The sequence below is a fragment of the Xenorhabdus sp. TS4 genome, from assembly GCF_014467265.1.
Classification (GTDB): domain Bacteria; phylum Pseudomonadota; class Gammaproteobacteria; order Enterobacterales; family Enterobacteriaceae; genus Xenorhabdus; species Xenorhabdus ehlersii.
Genome location: NZ_NKHQ01000013.1, coordinates 79,056 through 99,633, shown reverse-complemented (window position 1 = coordinate 99,633; position 20,578 = coordinate 79,056). Strand labels below are relative to the sequence as shown.

The following is a 20,578-nucleotide window of genomic DNA, read 5'->3' as shown; positions in this document are numbered from 1 at the left end:
GAAGCAGATATTGTCTGACGATGAAGATTTCTTAAACTGAAAATACACCCAAAAGGTGTTTTTATACTGTCAACTCAGTGTATTGAACGTGGGTTCATGCACTGATTTTTTAAATCAACATAGGTCCTATTTTCCTTTATCCTCAATGAACAACTGGATGACTTTCGCACATCCTGTTCATACTTCTTACTATCTCAACTTGAATTATTCAGCGGATAAATTTTCCACACCTACACAATTAACTCATTGCTACCGTTTAACACAGAACTTTTCGATATTTTGCTGCACCTGCTGGCATTTCAACGCTTGCACGACTTTTGCTAACTGTCTACGGGACTTAAGGCGTCACTTTTTGCCGGTTTACCGCTGAAAGTAACGCAATAGCCAAAGAACGACGCAACCATTACAGGCTCACACCTGCTTAACCACACAATGAATCTGACACTGCATTTATAGATTGAAAAAGGAGAACTTGACGATATCGAGGCTGATGTGATGGACGCCCCCTTTTTCAGTGGAAAATAGTGCCATCTTTTATCCGATGCACTGAATTTCGGGAGAACATCTCATGAGTACGATCAAAGTGGTGGGTAACCACATCCCTAAAAGCTCTTTCTGCCCCTCAATATTGATACCCAGAGTGAGAAAGACGGATTTATTGATGACGCGGTTGTCCTGACGGACTTTTAGCACGATACAATCCAGATAAACAATCGGATAAATGGCATCCAGAGGCCGATTTTGCCACTCAATGACTTGGTCCATGACCGCATCGGTGACCTTGGATATTAAGGCGGGGGAGACATCTGAATCATATAACTCTTTGAAAGTGGCTACGATTTCACGCGTAGTCATGCCTTTGGCATACAAGGTTAAAATCTGATTATCCATGCCGGTGAAACGCGTTTGGTTTTTCTTGATGAGCAAGGGATCAAAGCTCCCTTCACGATCTCGGGGAGTACTGAGTTCCAGAGGTCCATCGCCAGTGATTACTGTTTTTGATGAGTATCCATTACGAGCATTAGTGCCTGTTTCGGGCTGATTTTTCTCATAACCGAGGTGATGGTTCATTTCCGCATTAAGCGCGGCTTCAACACTGAGCTTTTTTAGTAAATGATCAAATTGGTTGAGATCGTCAGGGGTTTTGAGGTTTTTAGCCAGTTCATGGGCAAGAGCCTGTAATTGTTTCTCGTTCATAAATCAACCTTATTTTGATAGTAAATTAAACAGATCAAGATAAGGCAAATACACAATTTAATTTACAGGCTCCATCAGGGTTCACTGAAGCCGAATATATGTTTGCGACTACGTTGTCAAAAAAATTTACCCACCCACTTGAATTAAATCAGTGTCCATATATCGGGTTAACTAAGTAAAATCAGTTAGATAAAAAATAAAAAGGAAGCAAAAAAATCTGGGGCATTAAAAGGGGCATAAAACAAATTGACTAAAATAAATTAAAATATTCAATTAGTTATAATAAAATTCCATTCCTAGAAACGCCATTGAATGCCAGTAATCCGCTAATTTGAAAAGGTATGCGTTTGATCATGTGGTTATTATTGGCTATAGGCTTACAGTTCTCCTGGCCTGCGTGGAGGATTACGGCCCGTGAAGTTAGTTGTAGCACTGCGGATCTCTTGTCCAAAAATATCAACCCGTGCCTGGAATGGTGGGAATGGCAAGGTGATATCATGTTTGCGGAATTCCTGCAAAATATGTTGATGCACTTCATGACGGGCAGGCATACGATGCCCCATCTCTGCGGCATAAGCACGTAGTTCATAAATCTGAATGCCTTGTTGCAAATCCACTAAATATACTTCCGGCATCGGGTTATCGAGAATAAAGGGTGAACTTTTGGCGGCAGACATTAATATGTCGGTGGCGTTTGCGGAGTCAACATCAGCCGGCACAGGGATTGTCAGGACGATACGAGTGATCGTGTCAGACAGTGACCAGTTGATGAATTGCTCTGTAATAAAGGCCTTGTTGGGAACAATAATCTCTTTTTTGTCCCAGTCAGACAGCGTTGTTGCCCGCGTATTGATCTTCGTGATACTGCCTGTCAGACCACGGATAGTTACGGTATCACCAATGCGGATCGGTTTTTCAAATAAGATGATCAGGCCAGAAATAATATTGGTGAAAATTTCCTGTAAGCCAAAACCAAGTCCAACCCCCATTGCAGCAATCAGCCATTGTATTTTTGACCATTCAATTCCCACCAGAGAAAAACCAACCAGACCACCAATGAGGGTAATGCTATATTTGGTCAGTGTTGTAATGGCATAACCTGTTCCCGGTGTCAGCACTAAGTGCTGTAACAGGGCGAGTTCCAGCAGAGCTGGCAAGTTACGGACAAGTTGAGTAGTAATAACAATAACTAAGATTGCAATTAATACGGAGCCTAGGGTAATCGGCTGAACGCTATCAACACCGTTGATGGTTGTACTCACGTCCCAAAGCCGGATATTTTCAAGGAAAGAAAAGGCTGAATGGAGCTCAGACCACAATAGGATAAGTGAAACCAGTGCTGTCATTGTCAGGATTGAACGCACTAATCCTAACGATTGAGCACTGATGGCATCCAAATCAATGACTGGCTCTTCAACTTCGATTGTGCCTTCTACACTGCTATTAATATTGCCAGAATCTTCCTCACTTTTGGCACGCTGGGCCAATATTTCTGCACGGCGTTGTTTTGCCCGCTCAAAAGCTATCTTACGGCGCTGGATCAGCATCCATCGACGCACAATGTGGTAAACGACCAGCAGGAAGAACCAGATAGCGACAGAGGTTTCCAGACGACCTAATAGCGCCTGTGAGGTTTGCAGATAACCCAGGATCGAAGCGAGGGCCGCTAAGATTGGAGCCGAGAGTAGTATCCACCATAGAACAGAACTAACAATATTCTCACCTGAACCATGTTTATCCATATAGAGTGGAATGCCGGCACGTTTTAAGCTGCTGGTTACCAAACTTAGTGAAATACAGAGCATGATGAAACATAGCCTGCCGAGGGTTGCGATAAAATCCTGGTCTTTGTAATGATTAAAAGTGATCAATGCCATCATCAAAGGCACGATCAGGAAAATGGAAAGACGATAGAAACGCATCGCTCGCTTGATGCGTTCTTCTGGCCAGCGAAAATGGGCGATAAATAAGCCATTGGGATGGGCAAAGGCCGCACTGAGCATAAAGACCCACAGAACGGGGGTGGTTTCACGTACACCGTTGCCTATTGCGGTAGCCATTGGATATTGCCATGCATTTTGCAACCCATAACCAATGGCTGACCAAAGCATTGGCAACGGTAATGCCGCGACAACAGACCAAAAAACTGTGCGCATAGTCAGAGAGAAATGATCTTGTGTCACTTTACCGATGCGATTGCTCGAACGCTCAAGAAAAGCATGATACTGACGGTGTGAGCTAACACTAAAAATGACCAATAATAAAGTACCCAGCAAATAGAGCAGAGTATCTTGTTTAGTCAACATGCTGTGGATGGCGGCACCCAACTGAGAGAACGTATCCAGCGATAACAGACGCGTCAGATTTTGCACCACCTGCAATGGATAATTGAGCGATATAGGATTGACATCTGCTACCCAGAACAGATAACGGTGGGTAGCATCCTGAACTTCTTTCAGGGCATCATTTAATTTGTTGGTGATTACCTTGAATTGTGTCTGTTCCAGTATCTCATTGTCATATCCTGATAGCAGGGAATTTAATAGCTCTTTCCTGGTGCGGATAAGTGATTCGTAGACCTTCTTTTGCTCTGGCGTCAGAGTGTGATATGAGGGCAATATTTGCTCAAGAGGCCGTTGCAGGTGTTCCAGCATTTCCTCATATTTCAGTCTTTCGACCCGTAATTCGACAATATCCCTGTCAATTTGCTGGGATTTTGACATATCGGGAATATGGGTGACTCTCGCTCTCAAGGTTTCGCCAAGTGCAGTGGAATCGTTTAGCCATTGTGCTTGTTCACGGATAGTATTGAGTGTTTGGAGAACAAAAAGAATTTCGCTATTGGCCTTGCGCTGTTTTGAACCAATGGCTTCCATTCTCTGGGCTTGTTGATTGAGCATTTGCGACAATTGGCGGTTTTGCTGGAGTTCATCCTGCAAAAACTGTGGCAGTTTTTCTCCACTCTGTTCCGCCAGCATTTCTGTATACTCCAGTGCAGATTCCGTTTTCTGCTGGCGTTGGGTATTTAACTGGCTGCGTAATTGCTGGAGTTTAAGATCCAGTCGTTGATAGCGTTTTTTGTATAATTCTGCGCGTATGCGCGCAATCTCCTGACGATTATTGACAGAAAGTTGAGCCATCTCCAGTTCATCAGACATAGCCTTACGGGCATTGACTTCTGCTTGCGCCAGCGCTAATTGCGCTTTGGCCAGTGGTGTGGAAGGTGAATCCAGAGACTGGAGCCGAGAAGTTGCCTCAGCCAGCAAACGCTTTGTTTCAGCCTGTTGTTGAGGCAATTGACTCATGGAATCACTGATTTCTCGAAGCTTATCCTGTTCGTGCTGTAATTGGCGTCCTTGTTCCTGTAATTCGTTATTTGTCTGGATAATTTGCTGTTCTAAATTGCTGATAGGCTGATTGGCCTGAATGGGAGTAGCGGCATTGTTTTCAGCAAGGATTTTTTGGCGTAGTTCTTTGATGATTTTAGGAAATTCATCAATTGCTTGTCGATACTTCTGAGTACGCTCATTGGCGGATTTTGTATCATTAACCCAATTTATTGCCCCTTGAAGTGCATGTGTGATTTCAGAATCTTGTGAGCGCTTACTACCTCCAACCTGTTTCAGCTCTTGTTTTAGTTGAGTTTCATCCAACTGAGGCACAGAAGCAAAAGCCGGGTTCGCAATTAATAGGCTGAGAAGTAAACTGAAAATCAGGCGCACAATAAGGGGCTCCTTGGTTATAAATTAGCTGATGAGATCTTTAATTCTTTGATTCATCGTTATTTACTGTGAGTTCTTCTGATGTGACAGTCTGTGCCATCATGTCTCCCATACGGATTTGTGAACCACTGTATAAGTTGTTGGCAAAATTAATCTGATTAGCAGCAAACAAGTTGATCACTGTTGAACCCAGCTTGAATCGTCCCATTTCCTCTCCTTTTTTGAGGGAGATGATGCTTTCTTGACCTTCTGTAGGGTAGGTCCAGCGCTTGATGATGCCTTCACGCGGAGGTGTGACACAGCCACTCCAGACCGTTTCAATACTGCCAACAATGGTCGCACCAACCAGAATTTGCACCATGGGGCCAAACTCTGTCTCAAATAAACAGATGACGCGTTCATTACGCGCAAATAAGTTTGGCACATTGGCTGCCGTCAATGGGTTTACTGAGAACAGATCACCAGGGACATAGATCATCTCCTTAAGCACGCCATCACATGGCATGTGGACACGGTGATAATCCCTTGGCGATAAGTAAGTCGTGATAAATTGACCATTACGAAACTGTTCGGCCAGTTGATACTGCCCTGCCAGCAGTGCTTCTATAGTGTAATAGTGGCCTTTGGCCTGAATAATCTGATCTTCTCGGATCGCCCCTATCTGGCTTACGGTGCCGTCTGCTGGTAGAGCCAATTGGTCGGCTTCATTGGCAATAGGGCGAATGCCTTCCTTAAGAGGGCGGACAAAAAATTCATTGAATGTTGAATAAGCAGTGAATGAAGGATCTTTTGCCTCATTCATATCCACTTTATAGGCCTTAGCAAAAGCCTTGATTGCAAGCTGCGTTAGCCAGCCAGCCTTTTTATTGGCAAACCAACCTGCCAGTTTTGTAATGCATTGTTTTGGCAGTAAATATTGTAGACTGATTTTAAAATTATCCAGCACGTCAACCTCTTGGATCTCTTCTTGGCAAATTGGACAAAAGTCGGCTATTGTACCTGCCATTATTTTTAATGTCAGGGTATCGTTAATTATTGCCTTATTTTTGAGCGTTTGTGAAATTTCGGCGTGGTTTAACCTGTGCCATGCTTTCCAGAATCCGGTGGTAATTTTCGAAACGTTCCTGAGCAATGATGCCTTGTTCCAATGCTTTCCTTAGGGCACATCCAGGATCATCCAGATGTTTGCAATCACGGAACTTACATCCTCCCAGATATTCGTGGAATTCGACAAAACCTTGTGTAACCTGTTCTGGCGTTAGGTGCCACAATCCAAACTCACGGACACCTGGAGAGTCGATTACATCTCCCCCCAGTGGGAAATGGTAAAGGCGTGCGGTGGTAGTGGTATGCTGACCGAGGCCTGAGTTATCTGAGACATTATTGACCAGAATATCTTCTTTCATGTCGGGCAACAGGGTATTGAGCAAGCTGGATTTCCCAACGCCAGATTGGCCTGCAAAGATAGTGATTTTGTTAGCCAGCAGAGCGGTCAGTTCAGGGATACCCTCACCGGTATAGCTAGAAACTTCCAGTACGCGATAGCCGATATGGCGATAGATATCCATGACTTCGTTAACCCACTCACGGCTTTCGACATCCAACAGATCGATTTTATTGAGTACGATCAGAGGCTCGATATTGAGTGTTTCACATGCGACTAAATAGCGATCGATAATATTCAGCGAGAGTTCAGGCAAAATAGCGGAAACTATCACGATTTGGTTGATATTTGATGCAATGGGTTTGATGCCATCATAGTAGTCAGGACGAGTAAGAACGGAAGTGCGCTCATGAACCGCTTCTACGATACCATTCACTTTGACATCAGACTGGAGTTGTAGCGCGGGGCGCCATATAACGCGATCACCAGTGACCAATGAGTGTATTGTTCTACGGATATTGCAACGCTGTATAGAAGAATCTGCTGCTTCAATATCGGCATGTTGCCCGAATCGGCTGATCACCAACCCTTCTTGTGGTTCACCAAACTGGCTGTCATCCATTTCTGGTTTTTGAGCATCAGCCTTATTCAGCTTGCGCTGATGATTGGCTTGCACACGGCGTTGTTGCCCTTTGGAAAGTTTACTTTTAGCCACCGAACCTCACTTATTTTTTTGTTTATCTTTCATCTATCTTGCTGATCATCGCTGTGAGTGATCAAAAACGTTATGATACCTCACAGATACAGACTACCTCTTTTGAAGGAAACTAGGATATATCATGTCAAAAAGTGAGAACAATCTTATCTGGATAGATTTAGAGATGACGGGCTTAGATCCCGAGCGTGATCGCATAATTGAAATTGCGACTATTGTCACTGATTCGGAATTGAATATCCTTGCAGAAGGGCCTGTGATTGCGGTTCACCAGTCGGAAGAGCAATTGGCATTGATGGATGATTGGAATGTACGGACGCATACTGCCAGTGGATTGGTAGAACGTGTAAAGCAGAGCCAGTTTGATGATGCGCAAGCTGAAAAAGCAACCATTGCTTTTCTGGAACAATGGGTGCCAGCAGGAAAATCACCCATTTGTGGCAATAGTGTGGGGCAGGATCGTCGTTTCCTGTTTCGTTATATGCCAGAGTTGGAAAAGTATTTTCACTACCGTTATTTGGATGTCAGTACGCTTAAAGAATTGGCCCGCCGTTGGAAGCCAGAGATGTTGTCGGGATTCAGTAAGAAAAATACCCATCAGGCCTTGGATGATATTCGGGAATCCATTGCTGAATTGGTGTATTACCGTGAGCACTTTATCCAGAAGTAACACATTATTCCAAAATAAAGAGCGGTATTTGGTACAAGATTTGTACGTAAATTAATCTCTGTATTGATGGTTAAGCGGATTATTTGCTGGTTTAATCATCAATCGGAGGAAAAATACAATTTTTTGGGTTGTGGGACTTGTCAGAGGAATAATTTCTCGTATAATGCGCTCCCCGTACCGATGAAGAATTTCAACAGTACGACATACCAGAATATATGCGGGAATAGCTCAGTTGGTAGAGCACAACCTTGCCAAGGTTGGGGTCGCGAGTTCGAGTCTCGTTTCCCGCTCCAAATTAAAGTTTATTCGGGTAGACACGTCGGGCTTAATACAAGCCGTACAAGATGCGGGAATAGCTCAGTTGGTAGAGCACAACCTTGCCAAGGTTGGGGTCGCGAGTTCGAGTCTCGTTTCCCGCTCCAAATTCAGGACTGTAGATGTGATAGAAGTCTGCAAGTCATAGAGAAAAAGAGCCTTATGGCCCTTTTTTCATTATAAAATAATAGATTATCAACTTATTTTTATAACGATTTCAACAATTCTTCTTTGCTTTCCAACATGCGTTTCATCGCTTTCTGCTTCACATGACCAAAACCCCGTACCTGATTAGGTAGCTCAGCAATTTGCAGGCAAGTTGCCAAATTATTGTGTTCCATTTTTTCGATTAAAAAATCAATTAATCGTTCATACTCAAGCAGCAAATTTCTTTCCTGTTTACGCTCTTCCTGATAGCCAAAAATATCAAAAACAGTGCCACGCAGCGATTTACATGCGGCAAGAAAGCGGAATACAGGAACAATCCACGAACCATATTCCTTTTTTCCTCGTTGGCCTGTACGGGGATCTTTGCGACTGAAGAGAGGAAGGCTAAGGTGAAAGCGAATAGTATCTGTATTGTCAAATTGCGAGCGGAGCTTATCGAAAAAACCGGTTTTAACGTAGAGTCGGGCGACTTCATATTCATCTTTATACGCCATTAGCTTGAATAAGTTTTCAGCAACGGATTGAGTAATTTCTTCTGCATCGATCTGCTGAGCCACCATTTGAACCTGGGCAATACGGCTGAGATAACGCATCGCATATCTTTCATTTTGATAATCAACCAGAAATTGATACCTATGCATAATGAGATCGTCCAGACTTTTTATATTTTCTTGCGAAGGAATATTGAGGTGTTTTTGCAGAATATCGGGTTGTGCCGCCGCAATGCGGCCTACATAGAAAGCTCGTCGGGCATTATCTGCTGAGGCTCCCAGTTCTTGCATCGCATTGTTGACGGCAGATAATGTGATTGGGAGCTTGCCGAGCTGCCAGGCATAACCCATTAATATGATATTTGTTTGGTCTCTGTCACCGACTAGATGAGCAGCCATTATTTCTGCATCGATAGAGAGTAATGTTTGTGTATGTTGATTCAGGGTATCAAGCATTTTGGGGTGATCCAAATCCAACATAGGGGAGCGAAGCATAGTGCCGACTTGGGTTTCATGGGTGTTCAGTATGCATTTTGTTGATCCCCTTGACATCACTTCCAGTGCATTTTGCCCTGTTGTAGCCACCAAATCGGCGGCGATAACCAAATTAGCGCGTCCGCGATCAATCCTGACTTGATGCAGTTTATCCTTGTTATGGCATAACCGAACATGGGTTATGGCTTCCCCTCCTTTTTGCGCAAATCCGGTAAAATTGAGCAGACTGACAAAACAGTTATCTAATTGTGCGGCATTTGCAAGTAGATGTCCTGCGGTGACGATACCTGTACCGCCGATACCGACTAACAGGATTTCATAAGGTGTTTCGGCAGAAGCCAGTGTTGGCTGAGGTAGTTTGTGGATAATTTTATCTAACTCAGTCTGTGTGATGATCTTACTGAAGTCTGCACGTGGGTTGGCATTTTCGACAGTGATAAAGCTGGGGCAGAATCCTTTCAGGCAGGACAGATCTGAATTGCAAACGTGTTGGTCTATCTTGCGTTTAGTGCCTAAAGGTGTTTTGACTGGAATTACGGCAAGGCAATTTGATTGTATTTGACAGTCACCACATCCCTCACAGACCAATTCATTGATGACGGCGCGCCGCGTCACTTTTGGCGCTAAACCACGTTTTCTTTTACGACGTAGTTCTGTGGCACAGGCTTGATCGTAGATAAGTACCGTTACGCCAACGATATCTCGAAGACGCTTCTGTACATCTTCCAGATAATCTCGTTCATAGAGCTTCACATTGGCAGGAAGGCGGTTTTTATATTTATCCATGTCATCCGTCACGACAACCACTTCTTTCACACCTTCAGCAATCATCAAAGAAACAATTTGCGATAGGGTGATATTCCCATCCAGCGGTTGCCCGCCTGTCATCGCCACAGCATCATTGAACAGCAATTTGTAAGTAATGTGGCTTCCTGCGGCGACTGATTGGCGAATGGCTAAGTGACCAGAATGGAAATAGGTGCCATCTCCCAGATTTTGAAAGACATGGGAGCGATTGACAAACGGGGCATGTCCTATCCAGTCGACACCTTCACCCCCCATTGGCAAGAGGCCGTTTCCGGTGTTGCGATCCATCCACGTAGCCATAACATGGCATCCAATACCAGGCTGAGCTTGGCTACCATCTGGTAAGCGAGTTGAAGTGCTATGGGGGCATCCGGCGCAGAAATAAGGTGTACGTTTGGGTAAAGTTACATCGTGCTGAATGGTAGTCGTTGACCATTCTGGTGGCACGGGAAGAAATAAGTTGAATTGTTGTAACCATCCAGAAAGTGGGGCAGCAACCCGTGAAGGGCGTAGTTCAACGTCAGCAGGTAACAATTTCTGACCAAGATGGTTATGCTTACCTATCAGATTGGTCATTTTCTGTAATTTAACTAATTGATGAGCCAGCAGCATCTCAACGATAGTGGTTTTTTCTTCAATAACAAAAATATGACTGACTTGGGTAGCCAGCTCACTGAGAAGCGGTGATAAAGGATAAACTAAACGGACATGGAGAAAAGCGATGCCTTGTTGGGCCAGTTCAGAAGGCGTGAGGCCCCCGACACGGAGGGCTTCCATAACATCCTTATGGGCCTTACCAACTGTTACCAATAAAGCGTGTGGATGTTCGCAGGGGGCGAGCAGGTAATCAATGGGGTTAAGTTTAGCGAACTCTTCGACGGCTTTTAGTTTATAGGCCAATCGCTTTTCAATTTGTGGGCCAGGGAGATCAGGCCAGCGCCAATGCAGCCCATCGGGGCCAGGATCAACTTGGGGAAATTTATAATCAGGGAATGGTTTGCTTTCTCTGATGGCACCGCTTTCCACGACTTCACTGATTGCTTTAAAGCCAAACCATGTACCGCTAACACGTGATGCTGCCCAGCCCCATAAACCAACATCGAGATAATCGGCAACTGATGCCGGGTGCAAAACAGGCATACTCCATGCCATCATCGCAAGATCAGATTGATGGGACATGGAAGAAGAGACACAACCGTGATCGTCTCCGACGATAACCAGCACACCACCGTGCGGAGAGGAGCCGTAGGCATTGCCATGTTTAAGTGCATCACCGGAACGATCGACACCTGGCCCTTTGCCGTACCACATACCAAAAACGCCGTTAACCTGTCTGTCCGGATCTGTTTCGACTTTTTGTGTTCCTATCAGTGCATCGGCTGCGAGATCTTCATTGACGGCAGGTTGAAAGCGAATGTTGGCTTGGATAAGTTCTTTACTGTGTTGCCATAATATTTGATCTAAGCGGGCTAAAGGAGAGCCACGATACCCTGAAACGAACCCTGCAGTGTTGAGATTGTGGATTTCATCCAACTCAGCTTGAGCGAGTAGAAGGTCAAGCAGCGCCTCAGTGCCCGTGACAAATTTAGATTGATAATATCGAGCCATGTTCCTGACCCTCTCTTAAGAGAATAATTATCTAATTAACAACGAAAATTGTTGTTAATCTATTTCCACAAAATCGTTAGTACAAGCATAAATCTTATTAGATGTTGGTTAATTGTTTATTTAATGTTAACTCCATGCTGTTTGGTATTCCAGATAACTGTTGAGGGAATGGTATGAATTTTTTATGTCAGGCAGGAATGAGTGTCTTTTGAGCGTTTAGCATGGGAGTAAATGCAAAGGACTTGCCATTCTATCTTAACATGTTCATAATGGCGTCCATTCCTGATATGCAGGATCTAAGAATGACCTATAACTCATAAGGTTAACAGGCTTCAAGATCAGCATTCAGGCATCTTAAGCTAATAATATTAGCTGTCAGCGACGCGGGAATAGCTCAGTTGGTAGAGCACAACCTTGCCAAGGTTGGGGTCGCGAGTTCGAGTCTCGTTTCCCGCTCCAATTTCCTCCATTTTGTTATCTTCTTTCCATAAAAATATTTGCGTTTGTAATTGTATTTTATCTATTTAATGTTGATTAAGTTAATCTATCTATTATTCATTATCACGATAGCGCTGGAATTTGATATCGCTTTTCTGACTAATTCACCGGAATATATTTCAGTGCATTGAAAAGTAAAATTTTTTGTTAGCACTGGAAAGGTAATATCCCTCATGATCACTATTGAGATCTTGCGTCTGTAGAATGATTGCAGTCGGTATTAGTGACATTCATAGATTCTCGCCTTTTGCGATATTAACATCTGTATTGTCGTTATGCTCGTCCTAAATAGGGGCAATTATCTTCGTGTATTAATCGCTGGTGCTGATTAAAAGCCCCCTTTTCTTGACCTTTAAAAAATCGTAGCTAGCGATAGGAGTATAGAAGAGATGATAAGAACTGGAGAAAGATATCTTGATGATTTGCGTGATGGTCGAACTATTTTTATTAATGGGGAGAAGATCGCAAATCATGTGGATCATCCAGCGTTTAAGAATGCCATTAGGTCGGTTGCGAACTTATATGATTATAAAGTTGAACATGCCGACAGTATGACTTTTAAGACAGAAGCAGGTGAGCAGATTGGCTTATATTGGCAATTACCGTCTACACCGGAGAAATTAATTGCTCGTGGTCATGCTGCATATGAGTGGGCTAAGCAGACGGTTGGCTGGTTCGGAAGAAGTCCTGATTATGTTGCGTCAGCTCTTACAGGAATGATAACGCATATTGAGTTATTTGAATCTTATTCACAAGAACGGGCCGATGCTTTGCGAAATTATTTTTCCTATGTGAGTGAGAAAGATCTTTATTTGACTTATGCGCTGATTAACCCACAAGGCGACCGTTCAAAAACACCTGGTGAACATACTAAGAATATTTACCATACTCTTGGTGTAGTGGAAAAGAATGCTAAGGGAATTATTGTCAGAGGGGCAAAAATGTTGGCAACAGGAGCCGCTTTGGCAGATGAAGTTTTGGTTGGGACGCATTATCCCCTTAAACAGGGAGTTGATGAGCGATATGCACTCTCTTTCGCTATGCCGCTTAATACCAAAGGCATCAAAATCATTTCAAGAAAATCTTACGAATTAGGGGCGAATCCCAAAGATTATCCACTATCGTCTCGGTTCGATGAAAATGATTCAATGATCTATTTTGATGATGTGCTGGTGCCTTGGGAAAGGGTATTTGTCTTCGAAGATATTGAGATGTGTCTCTCTCAGTTAGATTCAACGGCAACAGAAGTTATGATGGATACCCAAAGCCTGGCTCGTTATGCTGTGAAGTTACATTTTTTGGCCGGATTAGCTCAGGCTATGGCTGAAACAAACGGTGTTGAGCAGATCCCCGCAGTGAAGGAGTCACTTGCACAGTTAGCCTGTTATGCAATGAATGTTGAGGGGTTGTTTAATAGCGTACTCCATTGCCCGAAAGTTTATAACGGGTTTTATGTGCCGGATAAAACGCTGCTTTATACGTATCGAGTTATCTCACAGTCAATCTATCCCAATGTATTAGAAACGATAAGGAAATTGGCTGGTGGTGGTATTTTAATGTTGCCATCAAGCGAGGCAGATTTCGAAGATAGTGAGATTTTAGGCATTATTGAGAAAACCCAATATTCGTCAATTGCTTCTCCTGTCGAAAGGGTCAGGTTGATGAAGTTGGTGTGGGATGCGGTTGGGTCAGAGTTTGCTTCAAGGCATCTCCAATATGAGTTGTTTTATGCAGGCGCCCCTTATCAGACGTTAGGGCGTCTTTACACGCAGTACGATTGGGAAGCGTCCAGAGCATTGGTGGAGAAGATAAGAATGCTTTAATTTGGGGTATGGAGATGTAGTGGTAAGGGATAGTTAGTAAAGAATAAGTGCCTGCGTGAAACGTTGGCACTTATTGCAAGCCCCACCCAAAATAAATTGTCGATAAAGCGCTTGCTATCCTGTTCCAACGGGTCCATAATGCCGCCTCATTTTTGAAGAGGCAGAGGAAAATTTCTCCACTAGCGTCTAGAATGAGTGAGTGAGCTATTACTTCGTTGCTGATTTCTGGTGTTTGCTACTAGAATTCAATTCTGATTTTTTATCCACAGTTTTTAACATTATCGCCTTATTAAGTCACCTGATGATGCTCTACTTGTTACACAGAGTTATCCACAGGAGGCTTCTTTGTGTTTGGTTTTTTTGAATTACCATTCATCACAGCAGTTCAAACTTAACTTATTGATTAATTAAAGTAATTAACCTAATTTAAAAATAACATGATCAATATTTATTTTTTGTTTGTTAGTTGATCAGAAAAGTATTTTCATTTTATTCACAAGGAAATGAAAGGCTTTTTTTACCAGAAATTCGGCTGATTAATTATTAGGCATCTCTGGGTAGGCCTTTGGTTATTGCTCTTATCAATCGTTTTTGTTGTGAGGTTTGAACTTCGATGGCATTGGCATTCCGGCGGGCCATTTGTTGGGTTATCGCCCAGTGGATATGTTCATCCAAAACTTCACTTAAGCCGAACCGTTTTTCCAACGCTAATACGACGTCCTCTTGATAGGGTGCATTGCCCAAGGCGACGGAAATGTTGCGTAACCAGCGCAAATACCCAATACGGCGAATTGGCGAGCCTTCCGTGATACGCAGAAACTTTTCCTCATTCCAATTAAATAACGCTAGCAGGTCAGGGGCATGCAGTGCGGCACGTGGGCTAAAGTCAGCTTCATCTGTTAATTGAGAAAAACGATTCCAGGGGCAAATAAGCTGGCAATCATCGCAGCCATAAATCCGGTTGCCCATGAGTGGGCGAAATTCTTCTGGAATGACACCTTCCAATTCAATGGTCAGGTAAGAGATGCAGCGTCTGGCATCGATGGTGTAAGGCTCAACAATGGCACCCGTTGGACAAGTTGTCATGCAGGCCACGCAGCGTCCACATTGTTCCTCTTGCGGAGCATCAATGGGCAGGGGAAGGTTAATTAGCAATTCACCGAGGAAAAACCAGGAACCAGATTCCCGATTTAATATAAGTGAGTGTTTACCAACCCAGCCAAGCCCCGCTTTTTCTGCCAGTGGGCGTTCCATAATTGGGGCAGAATCGACAAAAGGACGAAAATTCAAAGTTCCCTGATATTCATGAGCGCTGCAATATTCTTGGATCTTATCGCCCAGTTTTTTGAGACGCTGACGCAGCAGTTTATGATAATCTCGGCCCAACGAATAGCGGCTAATATAACCCATTTGCGGATTGTTAAGCGTACTGGCAAACGCTGCTTTAGCAGGCAGATAATTCATGCGTACACTGATAACCCGTAAAGTCCCTGGCAGAAGCTCATGGGGACGGGCGCGCATCATGCTGTGACGAGCCATCCAGTCCATTTCGCCATGATATTGCTTATCAAGCCATTCCTGTAGCCTCGATTCTTCTGCCGATAAATCGGTGTCACAGATGCCGATTTGCTGGAAGCCAAGGGAAAGGCCCCATTGTTTGATGTTGGTTGCCAGAAGATGCAGATCGAGAGGGGTTGCCATGAAATATCAAATTACTGCTGAATAGAGAGGGATTAGTTTAACACAGAGGGCATTGAATACAAAAATGCGGCATATAGCTGTTACGGTAGCACAGAAGATAGTAAATGATAATGTCTGAATTATGTTATGGTTACTGGTTAAGCTATTTAACTGATATGTCTACCTGATTAGTTTCTAATTCAATAAATCAAAACAGATATTTTTCAATGAAAGAACTCGTTTTATCACTTCCAAATGAAAATGCCACAGTTGCATTGGGTAATGCAGTGGCGGCAGTTGGCGATCGCGGCTATGTTATTTATCTATATGGCGATCTTGGTGCGGGAAAAACCACATTCAGCCGTGGTTTTCTGCAAGCTCTTGGCCATCAGGGGCATGTGAAAAGTCCGACTTATACGTTAGTCGAGCCTTATGCTTTACAACCACGGCCTGTCTATCATTTCGATCTTTACCGTCTGGCTGATCCCGAAGAGCTGGAGTTTATGGGGATCCGGGATTATTTCCATCAGGATTCTATTTGTCTGGTGGAGTGGCCCCAGCAGGGCGCTGGCGTTTTGCCTGATGCAGATATTGAGTTGTACCTGAATTATGACAGTGAAGGGCGCCAGGCACGTTTTGTTGCGTTATCTGAATATGGTGAAAGTCTGTTGGATAATTTGAAGTCCTTATGAAGGAATACCCGATCATGAAGAATGCCTTTTTCGTGGATGTGATAAAAAAATGGCGTGCCTATTGGGTGATGGCCTGTGCCTTGTTTTTCATGTTGAGCCAGTTAGTTATGACGGCCGCATCGGCGGCTACGCTGTCGAATATTCATGTGAAGAATGGTCCATCTGAGGCCGTTGTAACATTGGAATTCATTGGCGGACATCCTGATTATCGATTTTTTCCTTTGCATTCTCCTGAGCGGTTGGTGGTGGATATTCATCAACCCAGCAAAATTATTGGGCTACCTATGCGTTTATCCGGCCAGAATCTGGTAAAACTGATACGTTCCAGCCAGCCACCTGATGCACATCATCAACGGGTGGTGTTGGAGTTGGCAGATAAAGCCACAGTTACATCTACGGTGAAAACGTCTACGGTGAAAAATGTCGGCAATAAATCGCAAGTGATGATGACACTGAAAACCAATGGAGTAGTGAACAACTCATCAGTATCGACTAACCATGCCTCACAAAATGAAAGTAAGCGATTACTTACAAATAGTGGTCAACTTACGGGAAAAGAAACTCAGCCTGTATCGAATCACCGTGAGCAAGGTGTGAAGAAACAGGCTGCCCAATCTACGCAAGGAAGAGTGTCCCGCCCGATTGTCGTTGCTATTGATGCGGGGCATGGAGGACAAGATCCTGGGGCGATTGGGCAACAGGGGCTGAAAGAAAAGAATGTCACAATTAATGTTGCCCGTAAATTGGCAGCCCTTTTACGCAATGATCCCATGTTCACGCCTGTGTTGACGCGAAATGGCGATTATTTTATCTCTGTAGCAGGGCGTTCTGAAGTCGCCCGTAAACATAAAGCCAATATACTGGTATCAATTCATGCCGATGCAGCTCCCAATGGCAGTGCCAGAGGTGCTTCTGTCTGGGTGCTCTCCAATCGCCGTGCAAACAGTGAATTGGGGAATTGGCTGGAACAGCATGAAAAGCAATCGGAATTACTGGGAGGTGCGGGAGATGCTCTCGCCAATGGTACTGATCCTTATCTGAGTAAGGCAGTGCTGGATTTGCAATTTGGGCATTCACAGCGGGTTGGCTATGACGTTGCCATGCAGGTATTGCGCCAGCTATCCAGAATTGGTTCCCTGCATAAACGTACACCAGAACATGCAAGCCTTGGGGTTTTGCGCTCACCGGATATTCCGTCCATTTTAGTGGAAACAGGCTTTATCAGTAACGTGTCTGAAGAAGGGTTATTAGGCTCCAATCAGTATCAGGAAAAACTGGCACAGGCTATTCATTCGGGATTACGTCACTATTTTCTGGCTAATCCATTGCAGTCTGCGCCAAAGTAACCAAATATACGCTTATCAGAATAGGTTTGATAGGCTCTGAATTGTAATTAAGGTCAAATTATGGCTATCAAGATATTACCCCCACAATTGGCAAACCAGATTGCTGCCGGTGAAGTGGTTGAACGCCCTTCTTCTGTAGTGAAAGAGTTGGTGGAAAATAGCCTTGATGCCGGTGCAACCCGTATTGATATTGATATTGAACGGGGTGGCGCAAAGCTGATCCGAATTCGTGATAATGGCGGTGGGATCAGCAAGCAGGATTTGACGCTGGCACTAGCGCGCCATGCAACCAGTAAAATTGCGTCATTGGATGATTTGGAAGCGATTGTCAGTATGGGCTTCCGTGGGGAAGCTTTAGCGAGTATCAGTTCTGTTTCAAGGCTGACATTAACTTCCCGCCCTGAAAGTCAGGCGGAAGCGTGGCAATCTTATGCCGAAGGCCGTGATATGGACGTCACGGTAAAACCTGCCGCTCATCCTGTGGGAACAACGGTTGAAGTGTTGGATCTGTTTTATAACACGCCTGCCCGCCGGAAATTCCTGAGAACAGAAAAAACGGAATTTGGCCATATTGATGAAGTCGTGCGTCGAATAGCTTTGGCGCGGTTGGATGTCGCCATTAACCTGAATCACAATGGGAAATTGGTGCGCCAGTATCGTCCTGCTAAAGATGAATCTCAGCATGAACGGCGTCTGGCAGCCATTTGTGGAACCGCTTTTGTGCAACAGGCGCTGGCGTTGTCATGGCAGCATGATTCTTTGTCTATTAAGGGCTGGGTTGTAGATCCGGTGAATACGGCAGTGAGCGAGATCCAATATTGCTATGTCAATGGGCGCATGATGCGGGATCGCCTGATTAATCATGCGATTCGTCAAGCTTATCAGGATTTGATTAAGGGGGAGCAGCAACCCGCTTATGTTTTGTATCTCGAAATCGATCCGCGCCAGGTGGATGTCAATGTACATCCAGCCAAACATGAAGTGCGTTTCCATCAGGCTCGCCTGGTACATGATTTTATTTACCAGGGTGTAGCTGCGGTATTGAAACAACGCGGCACGGGAGATGAATTGGTGCTTGGTTGTCAGGAGAGTGCTACAAGCTGGGTGCCGGAGAATCGCCTTTCTGCGGGAGAAAACCATTTTACCCGCAAGCGTGTTGAACAAGCGGATGAGGCCTCTTCACGACGTCATGAGCATTATGATCGTGGTACGCAACAAATACATCATGGGGAAAGCTACCAGAAAAAACAGGGGGAGTTGTACCAAAAAATGATGCAATTCTCCCCAGAAGAAAAACGCCCGTTATTTCCAGAGCGGGGTGCGCGGGAAGGTGTATCGGTTTCTGCTACTCCTGTGCCATCGGGACAGGGGAAACATAGCTTTGGAAAAGTATTGTGTATCTATGCAGGTTGTTATGCTTTGATCGAATCCCCATCGGGAATCGGGTTGCTTTCCCTGCCAGTCGCTGAACGCTGGCTGAAACAGGCGCAACTGACCCCCGGAGAACAGGGGCTTAAATCCCAGCCATTATTGATCCCGCTGAAACTTGCTCTCAATCAGTCAGAAATGAGTGTCTTAAAGCAGAATAGTGACTTATTAAAGACTTTTGGCATTGAATCGACAGTCGCACATGGAAAAGTAACCATTCATGCGGTATCGTTGCCTCTGCGTCAACAGAACCTGCCGAAACTCTTGCCGGAACTGTTGGGCTATCTTGGGGAACAGTCAGCCGCTTCTGTTGAGCAGGTTGCCAGTTGGCTTTCCCGTCACGTGGATAGCGAGCATGAAACGTGGAACATCGCGCAAGCCGTCCAGCGTTTGGCTGATGTCGAACGCCTTTGCCCTCAACTGGTGGGATCGCCGCCGGATGGGTTATTACAGTTAATTGATTTACAAGCAGTGGTGGCATTCCTTAATCATGAGTGATTTAAAAACTCAACATCTGCCGACAGCCATTTTTATCATGGGGCCGACGGCTTCAGGGAAAACGGCGTTATCGATCGCTTTGCGTCAGCTTCTTCCGATTGAATTAATCAGTGTCGATTCTGCGTTGATTTATCGTGGAATGGATATTGGGACAGCAAAACCTTCCGCAGAAGAGCAGGCACTGGCACCTCATCGTTTGATCGATATTCTTGACCCTGCGGCAGTCTATTCTGCTGCCGATTTTCGCCGTGATGCATTGCAAGAAATGGCAGAAATCACGGCGGCTGGGAGAATACCCCTCCTGGTTGGTGGAACCATGCTATATTTCAAAGCCTTGTTGGAAGGATTATCGCCTTTACCTTCCGCAGATCCCGAGGTTAGGGCGCAGATTGAACAACAGGCAGCAGAGCTGGGATGGGACGCGTTACATCGACAATTACAGGAAATTGATCCCGTTTCTGCGGCAAGGATTCATCCTAATGATCCACAACGTCTTACTCGTGCACTGGAAGTTTTTCGAATTTCGGGTAAAACTCTAACTGAGTTGACTGAAACGTCTGGAGAAATATTGCCTTATCGAGTTCATCAATTTGCGATCGCGCCAGCAAGCCGTGAAATTTTGCATCAGCGTATCGCAGCCCGTTTTGAACAAATGATCAAATCAGGGTTTGAAGATGAGGTAAAAGCACTTTATGCTCGTAGTGATTTGCATACCGATTTACCCTCCATTCGTTGTGTTGGTTATCGTCAGATGTGGTCTCACCTCGCGGGCGAAATCTCTCATGATGAGATGGTTTATCGCGGTATCTGTGCGACACGCCAATTGGCGAAGCGTCAGATTACGTGGCTCAGAAGTTGGGACAATGTGACCTGGTTGGATAGCGATCAACCTAAACAAAATCTAAACACAGTCATGCAGGTTATTAGTACATAAATTCATTGATTGTGTACAATTGATCAGTACCAAGTATCATTTTTGAGTAGTTACTTTTCGAACCAATCGGTTCTTAGTTAAAAACAACAAAATAAGGAAAATATAGA

General features: G+C 44.5%; 11 protein-coding genes, 3 tRNA genes and 1 pseudogene. 9 read left to right on the top strand and 6 right to left on the bottom strand.

The window, feature by feature from the left end:
• Window positions 1–591 precede the first annotated feature (591 nt).
• From Xets_RS08540 to rsgA, 4 genes and pseudogenes are all read right to left on the bottom strand, one after another.
• Window positions 592–1,197, bottom strand: a pseudogene (locus Xets_RS08540) (transposase); the annotation flags it as partial.
• A gap of 377 nt (window positions 1,198–1,574) precedes the next feature.
• Window positions 1,575–4,919: a miniconductance mechanosensitive channel MscM gene (mscM, locus tag Xets_RS08535; protein ID WP_099132675.1), complete on the bottom strand. Its 3,345-nt coding sequence runs from the start codon at window positions 4,917–4,919 to the stop codon at window positions 1,575–1,577.
• 40 nt (window positions 4,920–4,959) lie between these two features.
• Window positions 4,960–5,865 carry an archaetidylserine decarboxylase gene (gene asd / locus Xets_RS08530; RefSeq protein WP_187651450.1) on the bottom strand — a complete coding sequence of 302 codons (906 nt, stop codon included), beginning with the start codon at window positions 5,863–5,865 and terminating at the stop codon, window positions 4,960–4,962.
• 94 nt (window positions 5,866–5,959) lie between these two features.
• Window positions 5,960–7,018 (bottom strand): small ribosomal subunit biogenesis GTPase RsgA, encoded by a 1,059-nt coding sequence (gene rsgA, locus Xets_RS08525; RefSeq protein ID WP_187651449.1) that lies wholly within the window; start codon window positions 7,016–7,018, stop codon window positions 5,960–5,962.
• A gap of 124 nt (window positions 7,019–7,142) precedes the next feature.
• Here rsgA and orn point away from each other — a divergent pair, with 124 nt between their 5' ends.
• The 3 genes from orn (at window position 7,143) to Xets_RS08510 (ending at window position 8,110) form a co-directional block, all read left to right on the top strand.
• Window positions 7,143–7,688, top strand: a complete 546-nt coding sequence (orn, locus tag Xets_RS08520) for an oligoribonuclease (protein ID WP_099132672.1) — start codon at window positions 7,143–7,145, stop codon at window positions 7,686–7,688.
• A gap of 217 nt (window positions 7,689–7,905) precedes the next feature.
• Window positions 7,906–7,981: transfer RNA gene (locus Xets_RS08515), tRNA-Gly, on the top strand.
• Between the two features lie 53 nt (window positions 7,982–8,034).
• Window positions 8,035–8,110: transfer RNA gene (locus tag Xets_RS08510), tRNA-Gly, on the top strand.
• Between the two features lie 99 nt (window positions 8,111–8,209).
• Here Xets_RS08510 and Xets_RS08505 read toward each other — a convergent pair.
• Window positions 8,210–11,572: an indolepyruvate ferredoxin oxidoreductase family protein gene (locus Xets_RS08505; protein WP_187651448.1), complete on the bottom strand. Its 3,363-nt coding sequence runs from the start codon at window positions 11,570–11,572 to the stop codon at window positions 8,210–8,212.
• Window positions 11,573–11,955: 383 nt separating this feature from the next.
• On the opposite strand from Xets_RS08505, the gene Xets_RS08500 reads away from it, so the two are divergent.
• Both Xets_RS08500 and Xets_RS08495 read left to right on the top strand, forming a co-directional pair.
• Window positions 11,956–12,031 (top strand) — tRNA-Gly (locus tag Xets_RS08500).
• A 428-nt stretch (window positions 12,032–12,459) separates the two neighbouring features.
• A complete protein-coding gene (locus Xets_RS08495; RefSeq protein WP_099132670.1) occupies window positions 12,460–13,893 on the top strand; it encodes a 4-hydroxyphenylacetate 3-hydroxylase family protein in 1,434 nt (477 codons plus the stop codon).
• Between the two features lie 543 nt (window positions 13,894–14,436).
• Here the strand turns inward: Xets_RS08495 and queG are convergent.
• A complete protein-coding gene (gene queG, locus Xets_RS08490; RefSeq protein WP_187651447.1) occupies window positions 14,437–15,594 on the bottom strand; it encodes a tRNA epoxyqueuosine(34) reductase QueG in 1,158 nt (385 codons plus the stop codon).
• Window positions 15,595–15,800: 206 nt separating this feature from the next.
• On the opposite strand from queG, the gene tsaE reads away from it, so the two are divergent.
• The 4 genes from tsaE to miaA are packed head-to-tail and all read left to right on the top strand — an operon-like array spanning window position 15,801 to window position 20,471.
• Window positions 15,801–16,265, top strand: a complete 465-nt coding sequence (gene tsaE / locus Xets_RS08485) for a tRNA (adenosine(37)-N6)-threonylcarbamoyltransferase complex ATPase subunit type 1 TsaE (RefSeq protein ID WP_099132668.1) — start codon at window positions 15,801–15,803, stop codon at window positions 16,263–16,265.
• Window positions 16,266–16,279: 14 nt separating this feature from the next.
• Window positions 16,280–17,611 (top strand): N-acetylmuramoyl-L-alanine amidase AmiB, encoded by a 1,332-nt coding sequence (gene amiB / locus Xets_RS08480; RefSeq protein WP_255430580.1) that lies wholly within the window; start codon window positions 16,280–16,282, stop codon window positions 17,609–17,611.
• 60 nt (window positions 17,612–17,671) lie between these two features.
• On the top strand, window positions 17,672–19,537 hold the full coding sequence (mutL, locus tag Xets_RS08475; protein WP_187651445.1) for a DNA mismatch repair endonuclease MutL: 1,866 nt from the start codon (window positions 17,672–17,674) through the stop codon (window positions 19,535–19,537).
• On the top strand, window positions 19,530–20,471 hold the full coding sequence (miaA, locus tag Xets_RS08470) for a tRNA (adenosine(37)-N6)-dimethylallyltransferase MiaA (protein WP_099132665.1): 942 nt from the start codon (window positions 19,530–19,532) through the stop codon (window positions 20,469–20,471). The genes mutL and miaA overlap by 8 nt, the downstream gene beginning before the upstream one ends.
• Window positions 20,472–20,578: the final 107 nt, after the last annotated feature.

Bases quoted from the DNA above. Each gene is read 5' to 3' on its own strand.
- orn (WP_099132672.1), top strand. From the start codon at position 7,143: ATGTCAAAAAGTGAGAACAATCTTATCTGGATAGATTTAGAGATGACG.
- miaA (WP_099132665.1), top strand. From the start codon at position 19,530: ATGAGTGATTTAAAAACTCAACATCTGCCGACAGCCATTTTTATCATG.
- mutL (WP_187651445.1), top strand. From the start codon at position 17,672: ATGGCTATCAAGATATTACCCCCACAATTGGCAAACCAGATTGCTGCC.
- tsaE (WP_099132668.1), top strand. From the start codon at position 15,801: ATGAAAGAACTCGTTTTATCACTTCCAAATGAAAATGCCACAGTTGCA.
- queG (WP_187651447.1), bottom strand. From the start codon at position 15,594: ATGGCAACCCCTCTCGATCTGCATCTTCTGGCAACCAACATCAAACAA.
- Xets_RS08495 (WP_099132670.1), top strand. From the start codon at position 12,460: ATGATAAGAACTGGAGAAAGATATCTTGATGATTTGCGTGATGGTCGA.
- amiB (WP_255430580.1), top strand. From the start codon at position 16,280: ATGAAGAATGCCTTTTTCGTGGATGTGATAAAAAAATGGCGTGCCTAT.
- Xets_RS08505 (WP_187651448.1), bottom strand. From the start codon at position 11,572: ATGGCTCGATATTATCAATCTAAATTTGTCACGGGCACTGAGGCGCTG.